At 66.3% G+C, this 25296-nt stretch carries 25 protein-coding genes; 16 read left to right on the top strand and 9 right to left on the bottom strand.

Going from position 1 to position 25296, the window contains the following annotated elements; all coding sequences use genetic code 11:
* The first annotated feature begins 13 nt into the window (after positions 1–13).
* The 10 genes from PI990_RS18005 (at position 14) to PI990_RS17960 (ending at position 11981) form a co-directional block, all read left to right on the top strand.
* Complete coding sequence (locus PI990_RS18005; protein ID WP_271657972.1) at positions 14–214, top strand: hypothetical protein; 201 nt, start codon at positions 14–16, stop codon at positions 212–214.
* A 10-nt stretch (positions 215–224) separates the two neighbouring features.
* Complete coding sequence (locus PI990_RS18000; protein WP_271657971.1) at positions 225–1649, top strand: DUF1329 domain-containing protein; 1425 nt, start codon at positions 225–227, stop codon at positions 1647–1649.
* An 82-nt stretch (positions 1650–1731) separates the two neighbouring features.
* Complete coding sequence (locus PI990_RS17995; protein ID WP_271657970.1) at positions 1732–3318, top strand: DUF1302 domain-containing protein; 1587 nt, start codon at positions 1732–1734, stop codon at positions 3316–3318.
* Positions 3319–3326: 8 nt separating this feature from the next.
* The gene (locus tag PI990_RS17990; RefSeq protein ID WP_271657969.1) at positions 3327–5741 is read left to right on the top strand and encodes an efflux RND transporter permease subunit; all 2415 of its coding nucleotides are present in this window, start codon (positions 3327–3329) and stop codon (positions 5739–5741) included.
* A gap of 10 nt (positions 5742–5751) precedes the next feature.
* Positions 5752–6717 carry a WD40/YVTN/BNR-like repeat-containing protein gene (locus tag PI990_RS17985; RefSeq protein ID WP_271657968.1) on the top strand — a complete coding sequence of 322 codons (966 nt, stop codon included), beginning with the start codon at positions 5752–5754 and terminating at the stop codon, positions 6715–6717.
* Between the two features lie 210 nt (positions 6718–6927).
* A complete protein-coding gene (locus PI990_RS17980) occupies positions 6928–8295 on the top strand; it encodes an NAD(P)/FAD-dependent oxidoreductase (RefSeq protein WP_271661319.1) in 1368 nt (455 codons plus the stop codon).
* 74 nt (positions 8296–8369) lie between these two features.
* Positions 8370–9086 (top strand): hypothetical protein, encoded by a 717-nt coding sequence (locus PI990_RS17975; protein ID WP_271657967.1) that lies wholly within the window; start codon positions 8370–8372, stop codon positions 9084–9086.
* 56 nt (positions 9087–9142) lie between these two features.
* Positions 9143–10633, top strand: coding sequence for a flavin monoamine oxidase family protein (locus tag PI990_RS17970; protein ID WP_271657966.1), 1491 nt, complete (start codon positions 9143–9145; stop codon positions 10631–10633).
* A 9-nt stretch (positions 10634–10642) separates the two neighbouring features.
* Positions 10643–11296 (top strand): c-type cytochrome, encoded by a 654-nt coding sequence (locus PI990_RS17965; RefSeq protein WP_271657965.1) that lies wholly within the window; start codon positions 10643–10645, stop codon positions 11294–11296.
* A 34-nt stretch (positions 11297–11330) separates the two neighbouring features.
* On the top strand, positions 11331–11981 hold the full coding sequence (locus PI990_RS17960) for a hypothetical protein (RefSeq protein ID WP_271657964.1): 651 nt from the start codon (positions 11331–11333) through the stop codon (positions 11979–11981).
* Positions 11982–12854: 873 nt separating this feature from the next.
* On the opposite strand, the gene PI990_RS17955 is transcribed toward PI990_RS17960, so the two are convergent.
* From PI990_RS17955 to PI990_RS17915, 9 genes are all read right to left on the bottom strand, one after another.
* A complete protein-coding gene (locus tag PI990_RS17955) occupies positions 12855–14435 on the bottom strand; it encodes a GMC family oxidoreductase (RefSeq protein WP_271657963.1) in 1581 nt (526 codons plus the stop codon).
* Positions 14436–14520: 85 nt separating this feature from the next.
* Positions 14521–15483 carry an alpha/beta hydrolase gene (locus PI990_RS17950; protein WP_271657962.1) on the bottom strand — a complete coding sequence of 321 codons (963 nt, stop codon included), beginning with the start codon at positions 15481–15483 and terminating at the stop codon, positions 14521–14523.
* Positions 15484–15567: 84 nt separating this feature from the next.
* Positions 15568–17067, bottom strand: a complete 1500-nt coding sequence (locus PI990_RS17945) for a flavin-containing monooxygenase (protein ID WP_271657961.1) — start codon at positions 17065–17067, stop codon at positions 15568–15570.
* A 479-nt stretch (positions 17068–17546) separates the two neighbouring features.
* Positions 17547–18113: a c-type cytochrome gene (locus PI990_RS17940; RefSeq protein ID WP_271657960.1), complete on the bottom strand. Its 567-nt coding sequence runs from the start codon at positions 18111–18113 to the stop codon at positions 17547–17549.
* 95 nt (positions 18114–18208) lie between these two features.
* A complete protein-coding gene (locus PI990_RS17935; RefSeq protein ID WP_271657959.1) occupies positions 18209–18382 on the bottom strand; it encodes a hypothetical protein in 174 nt (57 codons plus the stop codon).
* Positions 18379–19869, bottom strand: coding sequence for a flavin monoamine oxidase family protein (locus tag PI990_RS17930; protein ID WP_271657958.1), 1491 nt, complete (start codon positions 19867–19869; stop codon positions 18379–18381). The genes PI990_RS17935 and PI990_RS17930 overlap by 4 nt, the downstream gene beginning before the upstream one ends.
* Positions 19870–20106: 237 nt before the next feature.
* Positions 20107–20796, bottom strand: a complete 690-nt coding sequence (locus PI990_RS17925) for a TetR/AcrR family transcriptional regulator (RefSeq protein WP_271657957.1) — start codon at positions 20794–20796, stop codon at positions 20107–20109.
* Positions 20797–20929: 133 nt separating this feature from the next.
* A complete protein-coding gene (locus PI990_RS17920) occupies positions 20930–21361 on the bottom strand; it encodes a RidA family protein (protein WP_271657956.1) in 432 nt (143 codons plus the stop codon).
* A 14-nt stretch (positions 21362–21375) separates the two neighbouring features.
* Entirely contained in the window at positions 21376–22209 is an 834-nt protein-coding gene (locus PI990_RS17915; protein ID WP_271657955.1) for a phytanoyl-CoA dioxygenase family protein, read from the bottom strand.
* A gap of 224 nt (positions 22210–22433) precedes the next feature.
* Between PI990_RS17915 and PI990_RS17910 the strand changes: the two genes are divergently transcribed.
* The 6 genes from PI990_RS17910 to PI990_RS17885 all read left to right on the top strand — a co-directional run bounded on the left by PI990_RS17910 (position 22434) and on the right by PI990_RS17885 (position 25172).
* Complete coding sequence (locus PI990_RS17910) at positions 22434–22754, top strand: antibiotic biosynthesis monooxygenase family protein (RefSeq protein ID WP_271657954.1); 321 nt, start codon at positions 22434–22436, stop codon at positions 22752–22754.
* Positions 22741–23073, top strand: a complete 333-nt coding sequence (locus tag PI990_RS17905; RefSeq protein ID WP_271657953.1) for a LysR family transcriptional regulator — start codon at positions 22741–22743, stop codon at positions 23071–23073. The genes PI990_RS17910 and PI990_RS17905 overlap by 14 nt, the downstream gene beginning before the upstream one ends.
* A gap of 119 nt (positions 23074–23192) precedes the next feature.
* Positions 23193–23618 carry a GNAT family N-acetyltransferase gene (locus PI990_RS17900; RefSeq protein WP_271657952.1) on the top strand — a complete coding sequence of 142 codons (426 nt, stop codon included), beginning with the start codon at positions 23193–23195 and terminating at the stop codon, positions 23616–23618.
* 114 nt (positions 23619–23732) lie between these two features.
* Complete coding sequence (locus PI990_RS17895) at positions 23733–24170, top strand: HIT family protein (RefSeq protein ID WP_271657951.1); 438 nt, start codon at positions 23733–23735, stop codon at positions 24168–24170.
* A gap of 117 nt (positions 24171–24287) precedes the next feature.
* Complete coding sequence (locus PI990_RS17890) at positions 24288–24683, top strand: hypothetical protein (RefSeq protein WP_271657950.1); 396 nt, start codon at positions 24288–24290, stop codon at positions 24681–24683.
* A gap of 294 nt (positions 24684–24977) precedes the next feature.
* Positions 24978–25172: a hypothetical protein gene (locus tag PI990_RS17885; protein WP_184490039.1), complete on the top strand. Its 195-nt coding sequence runs from the start codon at positions 24978–24980 to the stop codon at positions 25170–25172.
* Positions 25173–25296 lie beyond the last annotated feature (124 nt).

Raw genomic sequence — 25296 nt, 5'->3', positions numbered from 1 at the left:
TGGTCCTGCGCGAATGAGGTCTCAAGTATCACGTATCAAATGTTATAAAAATTATATCTATCTGATATTTAAACAAAAAATAAAAATCAATCAGATTGGCATGTGGTTTGCTCATGGTCGTCTGGCCTTGGCTATCAACCAAGTCCTTCAATCAGATCCTGGCGCAGCCCAACCCCTCCTGGTGGAAGGGCTGGTGGCCGGTCAAAGCCCATGAGGACCTTCCGATGAAAGACATGATTCAGCGCCCCTATGCCGGCCCCGCCACCTCGGGCGGAGCCAGGCAGCTGGTGGTGGCGTTGGCCGCTGCGGCTGCCTTCTGTTCGGTTCATGCTGCGGAGAACGACCCAGCGCGGTTGGGGACCACATTGACACCACTGGGAGGGGAGGTGGCCGCTAGCGCCGATGGGGCGATTCCTGCCTGGACGCCCCCCGGCCCGCAAGGTGAAGGCTGGAGCTATGGCCAGGTGCGCGGGCAGAGCTGGGCGTTCAAGGGCGACAGGCCGCTCTACAGTATCGAGGCCGCGAACGTGGCGCAGTACGCGGGCAAGCTTTCCCCCGGGCAGCTGGAACTGTTCAAGAAGGTGCCCGGCTACCGCATGGACGTCTACCCGACGCGGCGCAGCTGCGGCGTACCGGATTTCGTGGCCGAGAACACCCGCAAGAACGTTGGCTTCGCCAGCCTGGATGCCGACGGCCTGGCGCTCAAGGAGGCCCATGTTCCCGGTATTCCGTTCCCCATGCCCAGCACCGGCGCCGAGGTGATGTGGAACATGAAGATGCGCTACCGCGGCGTGGGCTTCGACATGGCCAGGACGGTATCCGGCCTGTCACCACGCAAGGGCGGTGGGGACTGGCTGCGAACCTCCACCGATTGGTTCATGTACACACCCTGGGGCCAGAAGGGCAGCACACTGTTCTCCTCCACCGACCGCCTGGAGGTGGCCACCTACTTCTCCTACAACGAGCCCGCGGCGCTGGCCGGCCAGACCGGCGTGATCACCACCCGCGCGGGCGAGCAGGCCACCACCTTCTACTACTTCCCTGGCCAGCGCCGCGTGCGCCGTATGCCGTCCTACTCCTACGACGCCCCGCAGATCGGCCTCGACAACCAGTACACCATCGATGAGTCGAACCTGTTCTTCGGGCCCATGGATCGTTTCGACTGGAAGCTGGTGGGCAAGCAGGAACTGCTGGTGCCCTACAACGCCTTCGGTGCCTACGACATCTCCGCCAACATCGAGGATGTCGCCCAGGCCGATTTCATCGCCCCTGAATACCGACGCTATGAGCTGCACCGGGTCTGGGTGGTGGAGGCCACCGTGCGCCAGGGCATGCGTCACCAGGCACCGAAGCGCCTGTTCTACATCGACGAGGACAGCTGGAACGGCCTGCTGGCAGTGGATTACGACAAGCAGGGGCAGATCTGGAAGGTGCGCGAGGGCTTCAGCATCCCGGTCTACGAGACCGGCACCTGCGATATGGAGGCCCAGGTCCAGTACAACCTGGTAGACGGCCGCTACCTCTATGACATGACCTCGGTCGGCTCGGGTCGCAAGGACCACCGCTGGCTCACCGAAGACGCCGGCAACCCCCGCCTGAAGCGTGATTTCTACACCTCCGACAACCTGCGTGCCATCAGCGAACGCTGAAACCCCGCCACCGAGAGCCCACATGAAAACAACAATCACAAAGGCCTCAGGCCTTGCTATCGCGTGCATGACACCCCTGGCGATGGGGTTCACCTTCGAAACCGAGAGCATCCGTGGCTCGTTCGATTCCACGATTTCCGTTGGCATGGGGCTGCGTACCGAGTCCCAGGGCTGCAACCTGATCAACCAGGGCGCCACCGGGCATCACCCACCCAGCGGCTGCCTGGCGCAGACCTCCGGCATCGGTGACCAGGGCGACCTGAACTACGACAAGGGCGACCTGTTCACCCAGTACATCAAGGGCACCCACGAGCTACTGCTGAGGCTGCCCGAAGACTTCACCTTCATGGCCCGTGGCAGCTGGATACGTGATTTCGCCGCCAGCGATACCAGCGGCGCGCTGTCCTTCAACACGCCGCCGGCCGTTGGGCGCGACGGCTTGACCGACGCCGCCCGCGACGACCTCGAATTCAAGGCGCGGCTGCTCGATCTCTGGGTCAGCAAGGGGTTCGACGTGGGGGACCAGCGCGTCCGCGCGCGGCTCGGCAACCAGGTCATCAACTGGGGCGAGAGCCTGTTCGTGCAGGGCGGCATCAACAACACCAACGCCTATGACATCCAGGCCCTGTCGCGTCCCGGCGTTCAGCTCAAGGAGGCGGTGCTGCCGGCGCCGATGCTCAGCGTCGCCTCGGGCCTGGGCTCCGGGGTGAACGTGGAGGCCTACTACCAGTTCGCCTGGAACAAGAGCGAAGTGCCGCCGGTGGGCAGCTACTGGTCGACCACCGCTGCCCTTGGCAAGGGCATGGAGTCCTACGGCTTCGTCGACAAGGATGCGCGCGACAGTGGCCAGTGGGGCCTCTCGCTGCGCTGGCAACCGGAGGACAGCGACATCAACTACGGCCTCTACGTGATGCGTTACCACGACAAGCTGCCCTCGCTGACGCTGCAACTGCTCGACCCGAACACCTTCGCCCTGGCGCAGAAGTGGGTCTACCCGGAAGACCGCATGCTCTACGGCATCAGTGCCAACCTGCCGCTGGGCGATTGGGCCGTGGGCACCGAGTTGTCCTACCGGCCTAAGGACGCGGTGCCGCTCAACCCCCTGATCGACCTGTGCGCCAGCAACGGTGGCAAATGCTGGAAGGACGAGAAGAAGTTCCAGTGGCACCTCACCGGGCTCTACAGCCTGACGCCTTCCAACTCGCCCGACCTGCTGGACTTCATCGGCGCCAGCACCGGCACCCTGCTCACCGAGCTGGTGGTGGTGAAGTACCCGGGGTTGCACGACAGCTATGACGGAGAACTCATCGCCGCTGGCGCCAACACCTGGCAGCTGGACCCGGCGACGGCGCCCCGTGCACGGGGTGACAAGACCTCCTCGGGTATCAACCTGGACTTCAGCCTCACCTATGACGGCACCCTGCTGCCCGGCTGGCAGGTCACGCCGGGGATCTTCTACTCGAGCGGACTCGGCGGACGCACGCCGAACCTGGCCGCGACCTTCACCGAGGACGCCAGCAGCATGAACCTTTACCTCAACTTCGTGCGTAACCCGGCCAGCTGGCAGGTGTCGTTCAACTACGCGAAGTTCATGGGCGGGCAAACGCCCTACGACCAGCTGCTGCGTGATCGCGACTATGTCGGTCTCGTCGTTTCACGCACCCTGTGAGGCCCGCCGTGAATCCTTCCATCGAGCTGTCGGAAGCTCCGCTGCGTGGCGTCTTGCCACGCATCGAGGGCGTGTTGTTCAGGTATCGCCGGCTGGTGCTGGCGGTCCTGGCGCTGTTCACCCTGGGCATGGCCTGGTTCGCGGTACAGCTGCGCATGGATGCCGGCTTCGAGAAGCAACTGCCCATCGGCCATGAGTACGTAAGGACCTTCGAGCAATACCGCAACGACCTGCTCGGGGCTAACCGCCTGACCCTGGTGGTCAAGGCCCGCCAAGGCAGCATCTGGACCGAGGCCGGGCTCAGGCGCCTGGCCGACGTCACCCAGGCGGTGGCTTTCCTGCCTGGTGTCTCGCGCAGCAGCGTCCGCTCGCTGTGGACGCCCAACGCCTTCGTCAACGAGATCACCGAGGACGGCTTCCGTGCCGACCCGCTGGTGCCTGGCACCGTGACCCCGGAGCGGCTGGACGAGAGCATCATCGCGCGCATCGCCGATTCCACCGCCCAGGGTGGGTTCATCGGCACCCTGGTGTCCCGGGACCAGAGCAGCGCGATGATCACCGCCGAACTCAACGAGTACGACGCCCAGGGCGAGCGACTGGACTACGTTGCCTACAACCGGGTGTTGGAGAAGGAGATCCGCCAGCGCTTTGAGGACGAGGGGTTCGAAGTCCAGATCATCGGCTTCGCCAAGCAGATCGGAGATATTGCCGACGGCGCCGCCGCGGTGCTGGAGTTCTGCCTTCTGGCCCTGTTGCTGACGGCGCTGGCGGTGTACGGGTATTGCCGCTCGGTGCGTTTCACCCTGCTGGCCCTGGGGTGCTCGTTGGCCTCTCTGGTCTGGCAGTTCGGCAGCCTGCGCCTGCTGGGTTACGGGCTCGACCCGCTGGCCGTGCTGGTGCCCTTCCTGGTGTTCGCCATAGGTGTTTCCCACGGGGTGCAGCAAATCAACTTCATCGTCCGCGAGATCGCCGGCGGCAGCAGCGTCGAGGCGGCGGCTCGGGCCAGCTTCAGCGGCCTGCTGGTGCCCGGCACCCTGGCGCTGGTGACGGCTTTCGTCTCCTTCGTAACCCTGGTGCTGATCCCCATTCCCATGGTGCGCGAGCTGGCCATCACCGCATCCCTGGGCGTGGCCTACAAGATCGTTACCAACCTGGTGATGCTGCCGCTGGTGGCCTCGATGCTGCAGGTGGACAGCCGCTATGCCGCCGCCGAGGAGGCCGCTCGCGAGCGCCGTGGTCGCTGGCTGCACGGCCTGGCGAAGCTTGCGCAGTGGCGCAATGCGCGGTGGGTGCTGGTAGCGGCGCTGCTGGTGTTCGCCGTAGCCCTCTGGCAGAGCCATGACCGCGTGGTGGGCTCGCTCCAGGCCGGTGCGCCGGAGTTGCGCGAGGACTCGCGCTTCAACCTCGACGCGGTGGCCATTGCCAGCAGCTACGACATTGGCCTGGACTGGCTCAGCGTGGTCTTCGAAGTTCAGGCCCAGGGTGCGGTCGAGGAGGGCGGCAACGCCTGCGAGGACGTCGCCCTGGGGCAGTACCAGGATCGCTTCGTCTGGGCCATGGAGGGCGTGCCCGGGGTGCTGTCGGTGGCCTCGTTCAGCTCGGCGATGCGTCAGTTCAACGAGGGCTACAACGAGGGCAATCCGAAGATGAGCGCGGTGCCCATCGACCCGATGAACTACTCCTCGCTGGCCGCCGAGGTGGCACGCATCCCCGGGCTGATGCGCGGCGATTGCAGCATGACCGCCGTGCACCTGTACCTGGCCGATCACAAGGCCACCACCATCAATCGGGTGATCGAGGCGGCCAAGGCCTTCCGCAGCGAGCACCCGCAGGCGGGCATCGCCGTGCGCCTGGCTTCGGGCAATGCCGGGGTCATCGCCGCCATCAACGAGGAGGTGGAGAAGAGCGAGACGCCAATGCTGCTCTACGTCTATGCGGCCATCGCCTTGCTGGTATTCCTGGTCTACCGCGACCTGCGGGCGGTGCTGGTGTGTTGCCTGCCGCTGACCATCGGCACGTTCATCGGCTACTGGTTCATGAAGGAGCTGCAGATCGGCCTGACCATCGCCACCTTGCCGGTGATGGTGCTGGCGGTGGGCATAGGTGTGGATTACGCCTTTTATCTCTACAACCGCATCCAGTTGCACCAGGCCCACGGCCAGCCCATCGCCACTGCGGTGGAGCGGGCGCTGCTGGAAGTGGGGGTGGCGACCATCTTCACCGCCATCACCCTGGCGATCGGCGTGGCCACCTGGGCCTTCTCCGAGCTCAAGTTCCAGGCCGACATGGGCAAGCTGCTGGCCTTCATGTTCATGGTCAACATGGTGATGGCCATGACCGTGCTGCCGGCGTTCGCCGTCTGGCTCGAGCGGGCATTCCCGCGCAAGCGCCCGGTGCGCATGATCGGCGCATTGGCGCATTGAGGAGAACGAGATGGGATACCTGAAGAGCTTTCTCGGTGCCGTTCTGATCGGCGCCTTGCCATTGGCCGCGCTGCACGCCGCGGTACTGGAAGCGGTGCCGGCGACCCCGGTGGGGAGCGCCACCCAGGCCATGCTGCTGGGGGCCGTGCAGGCCCAGGCCCGGGTGGTGGCGGTGGGTGACCACGGCGTGGTGCTGCTTTCCGACGACCAGGGGCGCAGCTACCGCCAGGCCCGGGCCGTTCCCCTGTCGACGCCGCTCACCGCCGTGAGCTTCGCCGATGCTGACCACGGCTGGGCCGTGGGCCAGTGGGGCGCCATTCTGGCCAGCGTCGACGGTGGCGAGACCTGGTCGATCCAGCGCCTTTCCAGCGACCAGGACCGGCCGTTGTTCGCCGTGCACTTCTTCGACACGCAGCATGGCGTCGCCGTCGGGCTCTGGTCCCTGGTGCTGACCACCGACGACGGCGGCGCCACCTGGAGCGAGCGCACCTTGCCGCCACCACCGGGGCAGCGGCGTGCCGACCTGAACCTGATGAGCCTGTTCACCGATGGCCATGGCGCGCTCTATGCCAGCGCGGAGCGCGGCCAGGTGTTGCGCTCCGACGACCGGGGCCATAGCTGGCGCTACCTGGACACCGGCTATGAAGGCTCGCTCTGGAGTGGCGCGGTGCTGGCCGATGGCGGCCTGTTGCTGGGTGGCCAGCGCGGCACCTTGCTACTCGGTTCGCCGGATGGCCGTTCCTGGCGACGCATCGCGCTGAAGAGCAAGAGCTCGATCACCGCCATCCAGGCCTCGGCTGGGCAGGTGATCGCGGTCGGTCTCGACGGGCTCGTGGTCAGCAGCCATGACGGCGGCCGCACCTTCGAGGAGCGGCGCAACGCTGACGGCCTGTCGCTCACGGCGGTGCTTGCCCGTGAGCATGACAGCCCGCTGCTGTTTTCCCGGCGGGGCCCTGTGCCGATGCCCGGACCCTGAGTCGGACGCCGTCGGCACGGCGGCGTCCCACCTTGCGAACCCTTGTGACTGCGGCCGCTTAAAGCGGTCCTGCGGGGCCCTTTCCTTTGCCTGCAGAGCGGGCCGGAAAGCACCATGCAGCAAGGCTTTAAAATAAAATAACGACTGTTGCGTAAAATAATTCCCAGCAGTAGAGTTCGACGAAACAACAAAGGAATCCCGAAGATGTCCATGTCCGTGAATCGCTTCGGCGAAGAAACCAGGAGCGCCCCCGGCGCTGGAGCGTTCCGCTCAATTGGTGGCTGGGTCGAGCAGCCGGTAGACCTGCAGCCGACCCTGGAGGGGGATATCAGTGCCGATGTGATCGTCATCGGCGCCGGCTTCGCCGGCCTCTCCACGGCGCTGGAGCTCCGTTCGCTGGGCGCGGATGTCGTGGTCCTTGAGCGGGAGTTCGCTGGCTTCGGCGCCAGCGGCCGCAACGCCGGCTACCTCGCCGGCAGCATGGGGGTGGAATTCGAGTTCTTCCTCAAGCGTGTAGGCCTGGAGCAGGCGCGCAAGATCGTGGCCTTCTACGACGAAGGCGTGGCCTATGTGGAGCGGCGCTTGCGCGAGCTGGCCATCGATTGCGACTACAACCCTTCGGGCATCATCCGCGCCGCCGTCCACCCCTCCCAGGCGCACAAGCTGCGCAAGGGCATGGAGCTGGGCCTGGAGCTCGGTTCCGTCACGCGCTACCTCGATGAGGGCGAAATGCGTGCCCGTGGCATACCGCCGGCGTTCCTGTTCGGCTGCACCCAGCATGGGGGCACGCTGGACCCCGGCAAGTACGTGATGGGGCTGCGCCGCGCGGCGCTGCGGGCCGGAGTCAGGCTGTACGAGAAGACGGCCCTGCTGTCCTGCAGCGAAGGGGCGACCGCTACCTGCTGGACCGAACGTGGCGCCGCCCGCGCGCCCTTCGTGGTGTTCGCCACTAACGCCTATACGCCGCAGCTCGGCTTGTTGCGTGACAAGGTGGTGCCGCTGCGGGTCTCGGCGATCGAGACCGAGCCGTTGAGTGCCGCGCAGCTCGAGTCCTTGGGGTGGCCGGGCCGGGAGGGCATCGTAACGCCGCACTGGACCATGGAAAGCCACCGGCTGACCGCTCGCGATACCTTGTTGATCACCACCAAGCAGCTCGGCTACGCCTACGGTTCGCGCACGCCGAACGAGCCGGACGAGGCGGCCTACCAGGCGCTGGCCCAGGCCTTGAACGATCGCTTCCCAACCCTGAGCGGCCTTTCCGTGCGCGCATGCTGGAGCGGCTACATCAGCCTGGCCTATGACGCCCTGCCGGTGGTCGGCGAGACCGGCCCGCGGCGCAATATCCTTTACACCGCTGGCTGTTCCGGGCACGGCGTCGGCACCCAATCCCTGGTCGGCCACCTGCTGGCCGAGCGGATCGGCGGGATCGAACACCCGCTGCTGGCGGCGCTGCGTCACAAGACGCCGACGACGCTCCCCGAGCCCCTGCAGTGGTGCGCGATCAAGGCCGCCCTGGGCGGCGCCAACGGGCTCGACCGCCACCTCAATCGCAAGGTGCGCGACGCCGCCCACGACTGACTCCCGATACCGCCACCCACCGCCGGGTGCATGCCCGGCGTCGGCCAACTGTTGCCCAAACCCTGGAGATTTCGATGCCTACCTCCACCAATGATGCCGACCGCGTCACCGCCTGGGCCGCCATCCTGGGCGGCCTGTTCGCCTACCTCAACGTGGGCTTCATGCTCATGGTGACCCGGGGTGACATGGCCGTGACGCTGCAGGGCGCCACGATGCTGAGCCTGCCCGCCGAGGCGCGGCAGTATTTCCGCCTGTCCATGTCCGCCGACATTCTCGGCTTCTACCTGCCGCTGCTGGTGATCGGTGGCTACCTCTGGAGCCGCTTCCGCGACCAGGCCGGCGCCCTGGGCGACATGGCCGCCCTGGCCATTACCACCTACGTGGTGCTGGGCGTTGTCGGTGCCGGGCTGCAGCTGTCGCTGCTCAACCCGCTCGCCGAGCTGCACGCAGCCGGGGATGCCGCCGCGAAAACCGCGGCCGAGACGGCCTGGACCACCATCGCCATCGGCAGCCAGCGCGGCCTGTGGTGGTGCGAAGGGCCGGTGGTGCTGTTCTGGGGGCTGGTGGTTGGCGGCCACCTCAAGCGCGCGGGCTGGAGCGCCTCGATCCGAGTGCCGCTGAGCGTGGTCGGCTGGTGCTTCGGCCTCTACTTCCTCTCCGGCTTCTTCCAGGCGCTGGAGATTCTCTCCTATGCGCTGCTGGTGTTCGTCGTGCTGCTGTTCCCGTTGTGGATGGTCATGTTCGGCGTGCAGCTGCGACGCCGGGCGCGGCTCGCTCCGCTCAGTGCCTGAGCGGGCGCGCCTGATGCGCGAACGCATTCGAACAATAACCGTGCGAGGTGTCATCCATGGCTGAGAAGCCCACTTTCGATTCACCTTTCGACCCTAAGCGTCGGCAGTTGCTGAAGCTCGCCGGCGCCACTGCGGCTTTCGGCGGCTTGGGCCTGCGTGCCGGGCTGGCCGGCGCCGAGGAGCGCCCGGTGCCTGGCCGTGGTGCCGATGACGGCATCCTCGATGTCGCCATCATCGGTGCCGGCATCGCCGGGCTGACCGCGGCTCGCGACCTGCGGAGCGCCGGTTGCGATTCATTCGTGGTGCTGGAGGCACGGGACCGGGTCGGTGGGCGCACGCTCAACCACGACCTGGGCTCGGGCTATATCTCCGAGGTCGGCGGCCAGTGGATCGGTCCGGGGCAGACTGCCGTGGCCGACCTGGCCCGCGAGCTGGAGGTCGGCACCTTCCCGACCTACTACGAAGGCAAGACCGTGATCCTCGGCGGCGACGGGCGCCTGGAGATCGACCTCAAGGGCACCTTCGGCACCGATGAGCGCATCGGTGCCAAGCTCAGCGAGCTGTCCCGGGATGTACCGTCGGGCTCGCCCTGGACATCGCCCAGGGTCGCTGAGCTGGACAAGCTGTCGGCGGGCGATTGGCTGGCGCAGCAAGGCATCAGGCCCGAGGACCGCGCCGGCTGGGACACCAGCTTCATGCTCACCTGCGGCGTGGCGCCGGCCAAGATGGGCCTGTTGCACTTCCTTTCGATGGTCAATTCGGCGAACTGCGACTACATGCAGCTCGATTCGATCAAGGACAGTGCCCAGGGCACCCGCCTGGTTGGCGGCTCGCAGCTGCTGTGCACGCGCATGGCCGAGCAACTGGGTGACAGGGTGCGCCTGTCCTGCCCCGTCCGGGAGATAGCCGACTGGGACCGCGAGGTGGTCAGGCTGCACACCGACCAGGGTGAGGTGCGCGCGCGGCGGGTGATCGTGGCGATCCACCCGGCGTTGTGCAACCAGGTGCGTTTCCAGCCGGCGTTGCCCGAAGGCCGTGCAGCGTTGCAACGCGCCTGGCCGGCCCACAGCCCGGCACGCAAGACGGCGATGGTCTACACGCGGCCCTTCTGGCGCGACAAGGGCCTGAACGGGCACACCCTGCAGGTCAAGGGGCCGCTGCTCTGGGCCTGGGACAACTCGCCGCCGGGCGCGGAGATCGGCGTCATCAACGCCTTCATCGTCAACGCCCAGGTGCCTTCCGAACCGCGCAAGGCGCAGGCGCTGCTGGCACAGATCTACGCGCGAGCCCTGGGTGACGAGGCCCTGCAGCCGGTGGCCTACCACGAGCATGACTGGGGGCTGGCCGACCCCTGGAGCATCACCTGTGTCTCGGCGATACCGCCGGGTTTCTGGAGCGCCCATGGCCGATCCCTGCGGCCGCCCTGCGGCAACCTGATCTGGTCGGGTACCGAGACCGCCGAGATCTGGGCGGGCTACATGGATGGCGCCGTGCGCTCGGGGCATCAGGGCGCGTTGCAGGCGCTCGGCTCGCTGAGCCAGGCCTAGGAGGTGGGTATGAAGAAGAAACTGTTGCTGGGTGCCGGTGTGCTGGTCGTCGGCCTGCTGGCGTTTTTCGGGCGTGACCTCATCGGTCTCTACCGCCTGCTGGCGCATATCGAGGCCACCACCGAGGCCTACGAGGCGGTGGGCCCCTGGCCGCAACTGGCCGATGCCTGCTTCGGCTGCCACGGCGACAAGGGCAGTTCGCAACACCAGCGCTACCCAAGCCTCGCGGCGCAGCCCGCCGCGTACCTGTCGACGCAGCTCGAGCGCTTTGCCCAGGGGCAGCGCAGCTACCCGAACATGGGCCCGCTGGCGATGACCTTGAGCGCGCAGGAGATCGATTGGCTGGCGAGTTACTACGCCAGCCAGCCGGCCCAGGCGAACCAGGCATTCGAGCCCGACCCGGCCTTGCGCGAGCGCGGGGCGGCGCTGGCGGCTTCCGGCGCCTGTGCGGCCTGCCATGGCCAGGCCCTGATGGGCCAGGCGCACTTCCCGCGCCTGGCCGGACAGGGGGCCGATTACTTGCTGGCGCAACTGGATGCCTTCGCACAGGGACGCCGGATCGACCCCAGCGGCTCGATGCAGGCCGTCACCGCGACCTTGTCGCCGGCGGATCGCAAGGCCCTTTCCCATTACCTGGCTGCACTCGCCCCGACGGCGAAGTAAAGCCTCGACCCCCTTATCGATAGAGACCGTTGCCATGGAAACCAGAGATGTTCTTGCGTTGCTCACCTGTGTACTGCTGGTGTTCTCGGGAGGGACATACGGCGTCAAGTTCCTCCTCAAGGGCAATTACCTGCTCGGCTTCGAGTGGTTGATCGTCGCCTTCTCCGGGACCAACTTCCTGATCTACATGCTGACCGAGTCGAAGCTCTCCTATGGCATCTCGTTCTTCTGCGATGCGTTCTCCCGCGGCTTCGGCATCCCCATCGTCACGGTGCTGGGGCTGATGGCCGTGACCCATAACTTTCGGCCTTCGGCACTCAAGGACGTGGCGATCTTCTCGCTCACCTTCGCGGGCACCTTCGTGCTGATCAAGGCCGACTTCATGGCCCGCCCGCTGCCGTATTTCTACGTGGTGATGTGGGCGGGCTATTCGCTGTACCTGATCTATTTCATCGGCCGGCTGCTGCGCGTCGGCGAGCGCCTGCACGCTCTGGGGGTGGCCCTGGCCGCCGTGCTGGGGTTGATGGTGGCCTGCATCTACGACTTCTACCCGATACCGGGTGACGACTCCAAGGCAGTGTTCATGTCCATCGCCCTGACCAGCTGGTCCTACATGATGGTCCAGCTCTATTACGCCTTCTTCGCCCTGGAGCGTGCCACGCACCGGGGCGCCCGGGTGCGCTGAGCCTTTCCTCCGAAGCCGGCCTTGCCGGCTGCTTCACGACCTTTGCGCCCTTCGGGGCGCTTTTTTTGGGGCTCTGTCTGCGTCAGCTGTTGTGGATCTAAAGCAAGGGTTCAAGCACGGTACTTTCCGAACATTTATGACTCCCTGTCACGTCCACCGCGTGGGTTTCGCTTCGCTCGACGCCACCCTACGGAAGCTACTGTGCCCCGAGCGTAATGCGCACATCGATGAAGGTTCTGGAGAAGATGTTGGAGCAGCGGCCGAGTGCCCCTTCCGGGAGGCCGAGCGCAATCATCGCGGAAGGGGTTGAGCGACATGGATGTCGCGGCGTGCCCCTGGACGTCACTTGGGGCGAACGCACTTCAGTGCGGCCCAAAGGGCGAGCGCAGCGAGTAACGATGATGGAGCGAGGGAAGTCTGGCGAAGCCAGACCCGTATGCAGGGGCGAGTTTTTTGGTTCCTTTTCACCGGGCTGGCGTGCCAGCGACTGGAAAAGGGACTCGCCGGGTGGGCGAAGCCAGTAGCACCAACAAAACTCGGCAATCAGCTGGGCTCAGTTCTTCTAGCAACACTTAACGCAGACATGGCCTTTTTGCGCGCTACCTGCGTTAGCGATCGTAGTTTTCACATCGACGCTCAGGCACGACGTTTTCCGGGCACCTCCGGATTCCTGCCACCGCCCGCATGGGGTTCGTCGAGCTCCACCCGCCCGACGCAGAACCGTGCGTACTTCAAGGTGAAGCGCTGGGCGAGGACGGTTGGGGCAGCCGCCAACCCCCCGCTCGGGAGACCGGGCAGGGATGATGGGGAGGTTTTGCGGAAGGGAACTTGCGGGCGCGAGCCCCCACGCATGGCGCGTGGAGGCTCATGGCTTCAGGCCTGGGCGACCCACTCGGCGCCGCGCTCGGCGATCATGATCGAGGCTGCGTTGGTGTTGCCGCCGACCAGGGTCGGCATGATCGAGGCGTCGATCACCCGCAGGCCTTCGATACCGTGCACACGTAGCTGGCTGTCGACCACGGCCATGTCGTCCCGGCCCATCTTGCAGGTGCCAACCGGGTGGTAGATGGTGTCGGTGCGCTTGCGCAGCAGGTCGATCAGTTGCTCGTCGCTGTGCAGGTCCTTGCTGTAGAAGTCCCGCAGGCCGAAGCGCGCCATGGGCGCCTGGGCGATGATTTCCCGGGTCATGCGGTAGCCCTTGAGCAGGGGCTGCACATCGTCGTCGTGGCCGAGGAAGTTGGGGTCGATGCGCGGTGCGGCCCCCGGATCAGCCGAGGTCAGGCCAACGCTGCCAATGCTCTTGGGCCTCAGCACGCAGACGTGGCAGCTGAAGCCGTGCCCCCAGTGAAGCTTGCGGTTGTGGTCGTCGACCGTGCCGATCACCGCGTGCAGCTGGATGTCGGGCCGTGCCAGGGCCGCGTCGGTCCTGAGGAAGCCGCCGCCCTCGGCGCAGTTGCTCGACAGCGGGCCGCGACGGTGGCGCAGATAGTCGAACAGGGCCTTGCCCATCTTCAGGCTGCCACCAACCGAAACCCCCAGCAGCGAGGTGTCGCAGCTCTTGTAGCAGAGCACCACGTCGGGATGGTCCTGCAGGTTCTGGCCGACGCCCGGCAGCTCGTGTCGCATGGCGATGCCCTGCGGCTTCAGCTCGGCTTCGGGGCCGATGCCGGAGAGCATCAGCAGGTGCGGGCTGCCGAAGGAGCCGGCGGCCAGCAGCACTTCCTTGCGGGCCTTCAGTTGCACGGAGCGGCCAGCGACAAGGGCCTGCACACCGGTGGCCTGCTTGCCGTGCAGGGTGATGCGTTGGACCAGGGCGCCGGTGAGTACGGTGAGGTTGCTGCGCTGGCGGATGGGCTTGAGGAAGGCGGTTGCAGTGCTCCAGCGGCGGCCGTCGCGGATGGTCACGTCGTAGTAGCCGACACCTTCCTGCTGGGCGCCGTTGAAGTCGTCGTTGTAGCGGTGGCCCGCCCGTATGGCGGACTCGACGAAGGCTTCGGTGGCGCTGTGGCGGTGGGCGCGGCTGACATACAGCTCGCCCTTGCCGCCGTGGTAGTCGCTGTCGCCACCGTGGTGCATCTCGCTCTTGCGGAAGTAGGGCAGCACGTCGGCAAAGCCCCAGCCCTCGTTGCCCAGGGCGTGCCAATCATTGAAGTCATCCTGGTGGCCCCGGATGTAGATCATGCCGTTGATCGAGCTGCTGCCGCCCAGCACCTTGCCCCGTGGCTGATAGCCGAGGCGACCGCCGAGCCCCGGCTGCGGGGTGGTGTGGAAGGCCCAGTTGACGTGGCGGGTCGGCAGGATGGCCGCCATGCCGACGGGGGTGTGGATCAGGGGGGATGTATCCTCCGGCCCGGCTTCCAGCAGACAGACGCTGGTGCCTGGGTCCGCGCTCAGGCGGTTGGCAAGGACGCAGCCGGCGGAGCCGGCACCGACGATCAGGTAGTCGAATTCCATCTTGTTGTTCTCGATGTGTTGCGTTGCGGGGAGGGCGGGAGGCTGGCTCGCCGGCTGGGCGCGGGCTGGCCCGCACCTGCGGTGGTCAGTGGTCCCAGTCGGTGTGATCGTTGATGAAGCCCTGGATGCTGCGGGCCGCCAGTTGGGCCTGGGGCAGGGCGGCAATCATCTGGAAGACATGGGGCAGGCGATGCCAAACCTCCAGGCGCACGGGCACGCCCGCGGCATGCGCCTTGGCGGCGGCCCGCACGGCATCGTCCAGCAGCATTTCCGTGCTGCCGACCTGGAACAGCATCGGCGGAAGGCCTTCGAAGGCTCCGAACAGGGGCGAGACCGAGGGCTCGCCATGGCGCTCGCCGGGGGCATAGAAACCTCGGATGCCGATGGCGAAGGCCGGGGTGAAAATCGGGTCGTGTCGCGCGTTGTCGAGGGCGCTGGCACCGCTGAGGGTGAAGTCCAGGAAAGGCGAGAGCAGTACCGCGCAGCTCGGCAACGGCTGGCATTCGGCCTTGAGCCGCTGCAGCGTGGCGATGACCAGGTTGCCGCCGGCCGAGTCACCGGCGATGACGATGTCCTTGGCCTTCACGCCCTGGTCCAGCAGCCAGCTGTAGGCGTCGAGGCAGTCTTCGAGGGCCGCGGGGTGCGGGTGTTCGGGGGCCAGGCGGTAGTCCACCAGCAGCGCCCGGGCCTTCAGCGATTGGCACCAGGAGGCGACCATCGCGGCATAGACAGCGGGCGTATTGGCGACGAATGCGCCCCCATGGAGGTAGAGCAGCACCCGTTCCCGGCGGCGGCCCTTGGGCAGCAGCCAGCGGGCGGCGACACCGTTGCAGGTGACCGGTTCGCTGCGCACCTCCGGTGGGAGCGAGTCGGGCGCCTGTCGGTCGAGCAGGGCGAACTGCTTGCGCAGCGAAGGGATGTCGATGTGCAGCCCGTGGCGGGCCTTCACCGACAGGCGCAGCAGCAGGTTGAGCATCTCTCGGGACCAGCGGCCACGGGAGGGATTGAGGGTACGGGTGAATGCCGGTGCGCGAATGAACTGGGTCATGGGACCACCTTCGATGTTGGGGCTCCGCCGCTGCCGGCCCGGTGCTTCCGGGCCGGCAGTCGGACATTGGGGGGCGCGTGCGCCTTAGCGGGAGGCCCGGGAGGGCGCGACGGAATAGGTGCTCTGGTGGGTGGGGAGGAACTCGAGCCGGCTGTCTTCGACCGGGTCCCTGAGCAGCATCTTCTTGTCCCGGCCGTAGTGCATGAACACGTGCCAGGGGTAGCTCCTGCCCTGGCGTGGGAGGAAGTGCTGGTCGCGCTGGATATAGCCGGATTTCATGGAGTTCATGATCCCGTCGTCCAGCGCGTTGGCGTCGTTGTCGTAGGGGGTGACGACCTCCAGCCCGTTGTGCTCCATGTGGCGGAACAGCCGGCAGAGGTATTGCGCGGCGAGGCCCACCTTCAGGGTCCAGGAGATGTTGGTGTAGCCGAAGATCCAGGCCAGGTTGGGCAGGTTCTCCAGCAGTACGCCCTTGTAGGTCATCTGCTCGCCCACCGGGCAGGGCGTGCCGTCCACCGACAGTGCCACGCCGCCGAGTATCTGCAAGCGCAGGCCGGTGGCGGTGATGATGATGTCGGCCGGCAGTTCCTTGCCGGATTTCAGCAGGATGCCCTGCGCGGTGAAGCGCTCGATGTGGTCGGTTTCGACCGAGGCCTTGCCGCTGCGCAGCACCTTGAACAAGTCGCCGTCGGGCACGGCACAGAGGCGCTCGTCCCAAGGCATGTAGCTGGGGGTGAAGTGGCGCATGTCGACGTTGGGGCCGACTTGCCGGCGGACATGGGAGAGGATCACCCGGCGCATCAGCTTCGGCCATTGCCGGCAGGCAATGTAGACGGCTCGGTACATGAGGATGTTGCGTCGGCGCGCCAGGCCGTTGGCCCAGCTGGCGGGGATGAAGCGGCTGAGCACGGCGGTGAGCTTGTCGACGGCGGGCAGTGAGTAGATGTACGAGGGGGAGCGCTGCAGCATGGTGATGTGCCCGGCGGTCTTGGCCATGGCCGGGACCAGGGTGGCGGCGGTGGCGCCACTGCCGATCACGACGATCCGCTTGCCCCTGTAGTCCAGCTCTTCGGGCCAGTGCTGCGGGTGGATGCGGGTGCCCTGGAAGGCTTCTTCCCCGGGGAAGCTCGGCAGGAAGCCGTCGTCGTGGTTGTAGTAGCCGGTGCAGCACAGCAGGAACCGGCAGCTGTAGTGACGCGTGGTGTCGCTGGCTTCGTGGCGGGCGGTCAGTTGCCAGAGGCGCTGCTGGCTGGACCAGTTCGCGCTGGTGATGCGCAGCCCGTAGTGGATCTTCTCGTCGAGACCGTGCTCGGTGGCGGTGTCCTGGATGTACCGGCGGATGGCCGGGCCATCGGCCAGTACCTTGGGGCTGTCCCACAGGCGGAACTTGTAGCCGTAGCTGAGCATGTCCGAGTCGGAGCGGATGCCGGGGTAGCGGAACAGGTCCCAGGTGCCGCCGATACGGTCGCGCCGTTCCAGGATCGCCAGGCTCCTGTGCGGAAACTCCTCGGCCAGTTGGCAAGCGGTGCCGATGCCGGAAAGGCCCGCGCCGATGATCAGGGTGTCGAAATGCAGGTTGCTCATGAAGGTCTCCGTGCCCGTGGATGCAGGCCGCGCAGTGGGTTCGTTATTGGACGTGGGCAGCGCAAGGCTTGGGTGTGACAGCGTTCTGCGCGCCGTCTGTGCGATACCGGGGAGGGGCTGGTGCGGCTGTTTCGCAATCCGGCGCCGCAGGCTGTGGCGCCTGGGCACCAGTGCGCTTGGCATCGAGGGTGATGTGGCGGCCAAAGGGGTGGCAGAGGACCCGCAGGAATACGCGTGGCGACGGTGTGGGCGACGTCGTGAGCAGGATGGCTGGTGGAGTCGACATGCGAGGAGCTCCTGGCGCTTTTGTTGTTTTGCAGGACTGTAATTCCGCGAAAAAATTAACGCAACAATCGTTATGGAAATAATTGTTATGTAAATGAGCGCCTATATCCGGGGCCGCAGTGGGCGCCTGGAGAAGGGTGGGTTCGAGAGGGATGGCGGGCGTCCGTGCCCGCAGGAAGTGCGCCCGAGGGCGGCTAGCGGCCGGCTGGAGGCAGGCTCGCGAGGTAGTGCGCCGTGGCTTGTATATCGCGCTCCGATAGCAGGCTGGCCATGGCGTTCATGGCCTGGGTCGGGTCCTGCCGCGTGCCGTGCCGGAAGGCCTTCAATTGGTCCCGCAGGTAAGCCTCGCCCTGGCCGGCGATGCGCGGGCCCAGGGGGCTCCCGGAGAGGTCCTGGCCGTGGCAGGCGCTGCAGCCTCTGGCGGTGATGGTCGCCTGGCCCTGGCGAGCCAGGGGTTCATCCCGCTTCGGAGGCTCGGTGATGACCGGTCGCTGCCGGGTGAAATATTCAGCCAGCGACTGGATCTGCGCGTCGTCGAGGTTCGCCGCCAATGGCTGCATCTGGGGGCTGTGCCGGCGTCCCGCGGCGAAGGCGTGCAATTGCGCCTGGATATAGGCGGCCGGCTGGCCGGCGAGTGCCGCGTATTGCCCATTGCTGGGCTGGCCGCCGACGCCATGGCAGAGCGCGCAGTTATCCTGGACCTGGGGCCAGGGGCCGCCATCGGCCTCGTACCCTGTGTAGTAGCGGTCGAGTGCCTGCATGAATCGATAACCTGTCAGCAGCTCCGGGCCTACCGTGGCCGCTGCCGCCGCTAGCCCCACCGCAACCAGTGCTGCGCCAATGCGCAAGGCTCGCTTCATCGTACGCCTCCCAGGCTGCGGAGCAGGGTGTTCAGGGCTTCCAGTACGGCCAGGCGGCCGGCGTGGAAGAGTTCGGCCGCCCCGGAGCGCTGGCTGGCCCAGGCCAGGGCGACGCCCAATGCGATGAGGCCGGCCAACGTGGCGGCGGTGATGAGGTGCGTGTGCTTCATCCTGCATGCCTCCCCGCGCCAGTGAGTGCTTGCAAGGCTTCCAGCGCTGCGCGATGGCCGGAGCGCACGGCGCCGTCCATGCCGCTGGCCCAGAGGTCCGCGGTTTCGGTGCCGGACCACACCAGCCGGCCGACCCGGGGCTTGAGGTACCGCCCCCAGCGGGTGAGGAAGCCCGGCGGTATGGCGCCGACGCAGGTGAGGGTCCAGGTGTCGGCCTTGCCCCAGTCATGGTCGTGGAACTGACTGGGGTGCAGCGCTTCCTCGCCCAGCGCCTGCGCATAGATGGCCGAGAGGGTGTCCCTTGCCTGGTTCGGCTCCTGAGGCAGCTGGGCGGTGCGGACGAAGGCGGCGAGGACGCCGAGGCGGGCGTCGGGCGGTGAGTTGTCGTAGGAGAGGATCAGTGGCCCGTCGGCCTGGGTGACCTGGCCGTTGAGGCCTTGCTCCCGCCAGAACGGGCGCGGGTAGACATGCACGGTCTTGCGCATGGGGGCGAGGGCCGGCCAGAGGCGCTGCAACTGGGCGCGCCCTTCGGGCAACGGCGGGTCGAAGGTGATCTGGTTGCACAGCGCGGGGTGCAGCGCGGCGATGACCTGCCGGGCATGGATGATGCCCTGGTCGGTGTGGAGCTCGACGATATCCCGGTCCCAGCCGACGATTCTGTGAACCGGACAGGACAGTCGGAGCCGGTCGCCCAGAGCCTCTGCCATCGTGCTGCACAGGCGCTGCGAGCCGCCGACGAAGCGGGTTTCCTGGGCGCCGCCCTTGAAGCCTTCCAGCATTTCCATGCGGCAGTCGGCGGCGTTGATCAGCGACAGGTAGTGGAGCAGTGCCAGGCTAGATGGCGGCGTGCCCGTGGTCAGGCCGATGGAGGCGTCGAAGCTGAGCCGGGCGGCATTGTCGATGCCTTGGCGCGCCAGCCATTCACCCACAGAGAGCCTGTCGATCTCGGCCGCGTCCGCCGCCGTCCAGGGTTCCTTGCTAGGCACCTTGCGCGCCAGCTGGTTGAGCTTCTCCACGATCGGGGCATTGGCGCCCGGGCCGTTGCTCAGATCTTCCTCGTAGTGGGCGCCGCCCACCAGGTAGACGTTCCTGCCCTGGTAGTAGCTGGGGAAGGTCTCGATGCCAAGCTCGCGGGCAAGGTCGAAAATGGCGGTCTGCCCCGGGCCGATCCATTGGCCGCCGGCCTCTGAAACCACGCCGTTGCCCAGGTCGTGGTTGAGGGTGCGCCCGCCGACCCGATCACGCGCCTCGAGCACCAGGAAGCCTTCGCAACCCGCTCGTTGCAGGTCCCGCGCGGCGGTGAGGCCGGCGAGCCCCGCGCCGATGATGGCCACGTCCAGCACGCCATCGGTACCTCCGGCGGGCGGCCGGGCGAATGCCCGTGTGCCGAGTGCCATTGCGCCCGCCAGTGTCGCGCCGCCCATTGCCTGCAACAGCAGGCGCCGCCGGTGCGCCGACTGCGACAACTCGTTGTTCCTTGAATCCATCTTCGCCTCGGTCAGTGCTGTTGTTTTATTTAAATAACCGTTGTTACGTAAAATAACCCAAGGCTGTTGCCATGCATAGAAAAAAACCGGGTGGATGGCCGCGGCCTGGCAGCCATCCATCGGGTGGGAGGTGAGTGGGGGACAGGCAGGCGCCCACGGACCGGCCCTGGCGAGCCGGTGCCTGGGTGAGCGCGATATAGGGGGAGGGCCGGCGCGGTGCCGACCCGGGGGAGGGGGCTACTGGCCGGTGGCCTTGGCCCTGGATGGGCGCTTGGCGGCCTTCACCGGAGAGATCAGCACCATAAGGGCATCGAGCAGCGCCTGGCCACGCTTGGCGCTGAAGCGTTCGGGCTCGATCGGCAGCATCATCAGCCAGCCGTCGCTGATGGCGCTCACTTGGTCGGCGAGCAGGTCGGCGGGGATGTCGTCGCGGATCTTGCCCTGCCGTTGTCCTTCCTCGAGCACCGAGGTGAAGACCTCGCGGAACCGCGCGTAACGTTGCTTGATGATGCCGGCGAAGGCCGGCTCGTGCCGGGCGTGGGTCAGCAATTGCAGCCAGGCGAGCCAGCCGCCAGGCTGGTCGAGGCTGACCCATTGCAGCCACTCGCGGATGAGTTCACCGATATCGAGCTGCTCACGGTTAATTTCCAGCATGGCGTCGATCTGGTCGAACAGGCTTTGGGCCACGGCGCTGACCATCTCTTCCTTGTTGGCGAAGTAATAGGTCACCGCCCCGGTGGTGCAACCGGCATGCTGGGCGACCCGGCGCATGGAGGCGCCGGCGTAGCCGTCCTGGGCGATCACGGCGATGGCCGCCGCCAGCAATTCGGCACGCTTGGCATTGTGGTCACCCACGGGGCGGCCCCGGCGGGCAATGGGATCGGCTTCGCTTTCGTCGCCCTTGGGGCGGGCTTTGGAGTCAGGCATGAAGGCTCGAGTGCGTCGTCTGGTTGGGGGGAACGCTCGCCGCCCCTGGCGGGCCGCGGCGAGCCCCAGCATAGGGAAGTTGCAGGAATAAAGCACTCTTGCCCGTTCGCCCCGGCCTGATACGGCAGGGGCGCTATCGCAATGGGGTTTCAGGTGTCGCCGCACCCGGCGATGGCCACGGCGCGAATCTCGACCAGCAGCTCGGGCATGGCCAGCTGGGGGTGCCGACGGCAGTCCAGGATGGGTAGCGGTCAGGAAAATACTGGTCCTTGATGCGGGCGAAGGCCGGCATGTCGCGGCGCAGGTCGATGTGGAAGGTCATCAGCTCGACCACGTCCGCCAGGCTGGCGCCTGCGGCTTCGAGCACCTGCTTCAGGCCCTGAAAAGCCAGTTGCGCCTGCTCGGTGATGTCCTTGCCCGGTTGCATGGCGGCGTCGATTCCGACCTGGCCGGAGACCCAGATCATGTCGCCTACGCGGGTCGCCTGGGAGAAATGGAAGTTGTCGTAGAGCGCCTGGGTCGGTGGTGGGTTGATGGACTGGCGTTTGAGGTTCTGGGCATTCATCGGGCGTGCTCCTCTCATATGAGTTGGCGGAACGTGGCGTGGCGGAATGGGCTGCCTGCGGCGAGGTGCGCGAGCTCCTCGGTGAACAGAACGCCCTGCTGCGGGTAGCCGGAGGCGCTGTGCGCCGGCAGCGGGTGGAAGGTGGCGTCGTCCCCGAAGAAGCGGAACACGAAGGTGTGGCGATCAGGAAAGTCCGCATCGACCGGTGCGCCGCCGTGGAGCGAACCGGGGTGTAGCAGGACCACGTCCCCGGGCTCGGTGGCCCAGGAGAGGATGTCGAAGGCTGCGGGATCAGCCTGCCGCTCGGCTTCTATATCGGGCAGACGGGGCAGGGCGCCATTGCCGTGCAAGGGCTGGGTCGGGTCGTTCGGGTCGATGAAGGTGGTGCCGTCGTAGCGCGGCCCCCGGTGCGACCCGCGGACGATCTCCAGCGCGTTGCGCTTCGGCACCGACTCGAAGCTGATCCAGGCATTGCCCCAGTGGTTGCCTGCCCAGGGCAGGTAGGAGGTGTCCTGGTGCCAGAGCGTCCTGGCGCCTTGCCCCCCGGCCTTGAGGAACACCTCTTCGGCGAAATACCAGACGTTCTGCGAGTTCCAGATATCGGCGAACAGTGCCCCCAGGGGCAGGGAAGCGACCAGTGCCTCCAGTCGCTCCTTGGCCAGCGGGTTGGCGTTGTCGACATGGGATTGTTGTGTGGTCCCCGCGAACATCCGGGTCGCATGGGGGCCATGGTTGGCCACCACCCAGTCGTAGGCCTCGCGGCAGCGCGCCAGTTGCTCCTGGTTCAGGAGACCCTTGATCAGCACCGCACCGTCTTCAAGGAATGCCTTGCGTAGCGACTCTTGCATGAGTGTTCTCCCGGACGTTTCGTTTGGGTGAGACGGAGCCTAGCAATCTGTTTTAATTAACACAACAAGTGTTATTATAAATTTGTGCAGCCAGGGAGGCATCGGCTCCCGTAGTTTTCGCTGCCCCCGATGCAAGGCCCATAAGCAGCCTGGGGCGCGCTAACGCACGCCGGCTTACCGGAGCCTGGTACGGGCCCCAACTCATGCGTACAAAGGTGCTGGTCATGTCCATCAATGCGGTCAACACGCTGGAAATCTTGGTGCCGCCCGGAGCAGCGGCTTTACTGGAGGGGTGCATTGCCCGCGCCGCTGGGCAGCTACGGGCCACCACGGGCTGCATCGCCTATGACCTGGTTCGTGGCGTTGGGCAGCCGAGCTTGTGGATCCTCAGCGGCTACTGGGCCAGCCAGGACGACATGGACGCGCACCTGGCGGGGGATGAGCTGGAAGGGCTGGTCCAATTGCTGGCCAGGTACAGCGCCCATCTGCACTTCGCGACTTTTTCCAACCTAAGTGCGGGAAGCGGTCACGATGGCTTTCGATGAGCAGCTGCTGCGAAAATTCGACCTCAATGCCCTGGTCACCTTCATGGTCGTGTACCGCGAACGCAGTGTGTCCCGCGCCGCCTGCAAGCTGAACGTGACCCAGCCTGCCGTCAGTAACTCGCTGCGCAAGCTGCGCAGCCGCTTCGGCGACCCGCTGTTCATTCCCCACTGCCGCTATATACAGCCAACGCCCCTGGCGACCCGGATCGCCGAAACCCTGGAACCGGTGCTGTTCGGGTTACAGGGCGTGCTGGCTGCGGCGCAGTGCACGATCGAAGGCCGGGGCCAGGCCAGGGAGGCGCTGCACGTGTCCGGTTGAGCCGTGGTGGAGTAGGGCGCAGGTCATTGCGTCCCGACGCCCCACCCGACATAGTGGCCCGCCGCGGCTCGTGGAAGAGCCGCTCGCAACCCCACGACGAGCCCCTAAAGGACTAGCCCATGAGCCCCCGCATTGACATTACGGCAACCCCTAGCGAGGAGGACCGCGAGGCCATCCTCAGGCCGCTCCGGGCCCACAGCAGGGCCCGTGCCGGCGACCCGCAGCGCGCCACCCTGGCCCTGCTGGTGCGTGACGAGCACAGCGATGAGGTCATCGGTGGGCTCTATGGCGAGATCTTCTATGGCTGGCTGTACATCGAGCTGCTGGCCATCCCCGAGCAAGCACAGGGGCAAGGTACCGGTTCGCGGTTGATGGTCATGGCCGAAGAGGCCGCCCGCGAGAAGGGCTGCGTCGGCATCTGGCTGGACACCTTCGATTTCCAGGCGCCGGACTTCTACCAGAAGCACGGCTACACCGCGTTCGGCGAGATCGCCGACTTCCCGCCGGGGCACAGGCGCTTCTACTTCCAGAAGCGCCTCGTTTGATTCGCGCCAATACCCGTGCTTGAGCGGTGCGGTGGGGCCCTGCTGGCCGTTGCCAGTGGTTTACGGTGCGCTGGCCTGGCCACGCGCTGTCTACCCCATCAGTAAGGACGGCCGATGTCCCTGATTTCACAGCGTGTGGCGATGGCCCGCAACGGCACCCACGACAAGGTGATCTGCCGCATGCCATCCGGCTGGGCGGTGATGGGGGACGTGCAGTTCCTCACCGGCTACTGCCTGCTGCTGCCCGACCCGGTGGTGCCGAGCCTCAACGACCTGGATATCGAGGCCAGGACCCAGTACCTGCTCGACATGGCCCGCATCGGCGATGCGGTGCTACAGGCCACCGGCGCCGCGCGCATGAACCACGAGATTTTCGGCAACTCCGAGCCGGAGCTGCGCTGCCACCTGTTCCCGCGTTACCCCACGGAGCCCGAAGAAAAGCGCCGCATGCCCGTGTGGTTCTACGACTGGAAGAACGCGCCGCCCTATGACGAGAACGTGCATGGCGAGCTGCGTAAAAAGATCGCGCAATTGCTGCAGGCGTCTGTCTAGGGGCGAACGGAGGAGGGGAAGGGGCCGACTGCGCCATTGGGGCCGCTGGTCATCTGTGGTTCATGCAGCCTGGATGCCCGTGTAGAATCCCGCGCCCCAAAATCAGGAGACAACACGTTGGTAATTCACTACTCCTCCTCTCCAGAGACCGCCGCCTGCGGCCGCGCCGCCACGAGCCAGAACAGCAGCGCTGATGCCGCCCAGGTGTCCTGCAAGCTTTGCATCCGCTCCATCGAGAAACAGGCCGTAGAACCCGCACGCAAGACCCCGAGCCTCGCCGAGCTGCGGGCCGCCGCCAAGGCCGAGAAGGCTGCTGCGGCGCCGGTCGCTGCGCAAGCCGCCGTTGCTTCCGCTACGCCTGTTAAGCCTGCAAAACCCGCAACTGTGGTCGTTGCCGAAGTGGCGCAGCCCGCTTCCGTCAAATCGGCCCGCGCCGAATGGCAGCAGCGCCTGGCGCAGATGCCTGGTCGCAATCGCCTGCCGCGTGGCAAGGCCCGTCAAGCCTTCATCTGACCAGACCTTCGCTGGTGAGCGCCCGCTGCTGAACGCAAGCGGGTGCCCAGCATCGGAAGCACGCGGGCAGGCGTCGCCTTGCCTGCGTGCCGACGGCTCCACTTTCGTTTTTATCCCTATCCGCGGCTTTCATCCTCGACCCCGCATAACACGAGCATTCTGCAGTCACCGAATCGAGCGCGCATGGGCCTCCATGCCGGCTACCCGGTTCGGTTGTGCCCAGTAAATCCTGCTGGCGAGTCTGTGGATCCGCGTCTAGATTGCTGGCTTCAATCCTTGCTTTGGAGCGGATTCATGGACGAGCAGCTCAGCACAATTATCCAATTCGCCGAAACCTACCTGGGGCGTCCGTTGACCGAGGCTGAGCTGCAGCAGCTCATCGCCTTCGTGCGCTCCAAACCAGAGCTCCAGTCCGGCAGGCTGCTGGGTGCGGCCGCCGAGGGGAGCCAGCCCGAGGATGCGCTCTCAGCGTTCCTGGGCACGCTTTAGCCGGTAGGTCGGGTGCAACCCGGTTTGTTGTGATGGGTTTCGCTGCGCCCTACACCATCCTACGGTGTCGCCCCAACCCACGGTGCTGACCGATGTGTAGGGTGGATGGCGCTCTTTTCATCCA

It is taken from the genome of Pseudomonas sp. TUM22785 (genome assembly GCF_028198105.1).
Classification (GTDB): domain Bacteria; phylum Pseudomonadota; class Gammaproteobacteria; order Pseudomonadales; family Pseudomonadaceae; genus Metapseudomonas; species Metapseudomonas solani.
This window is presented reverse-complemented; position numbering and strand designations above follow the sequence as displayed.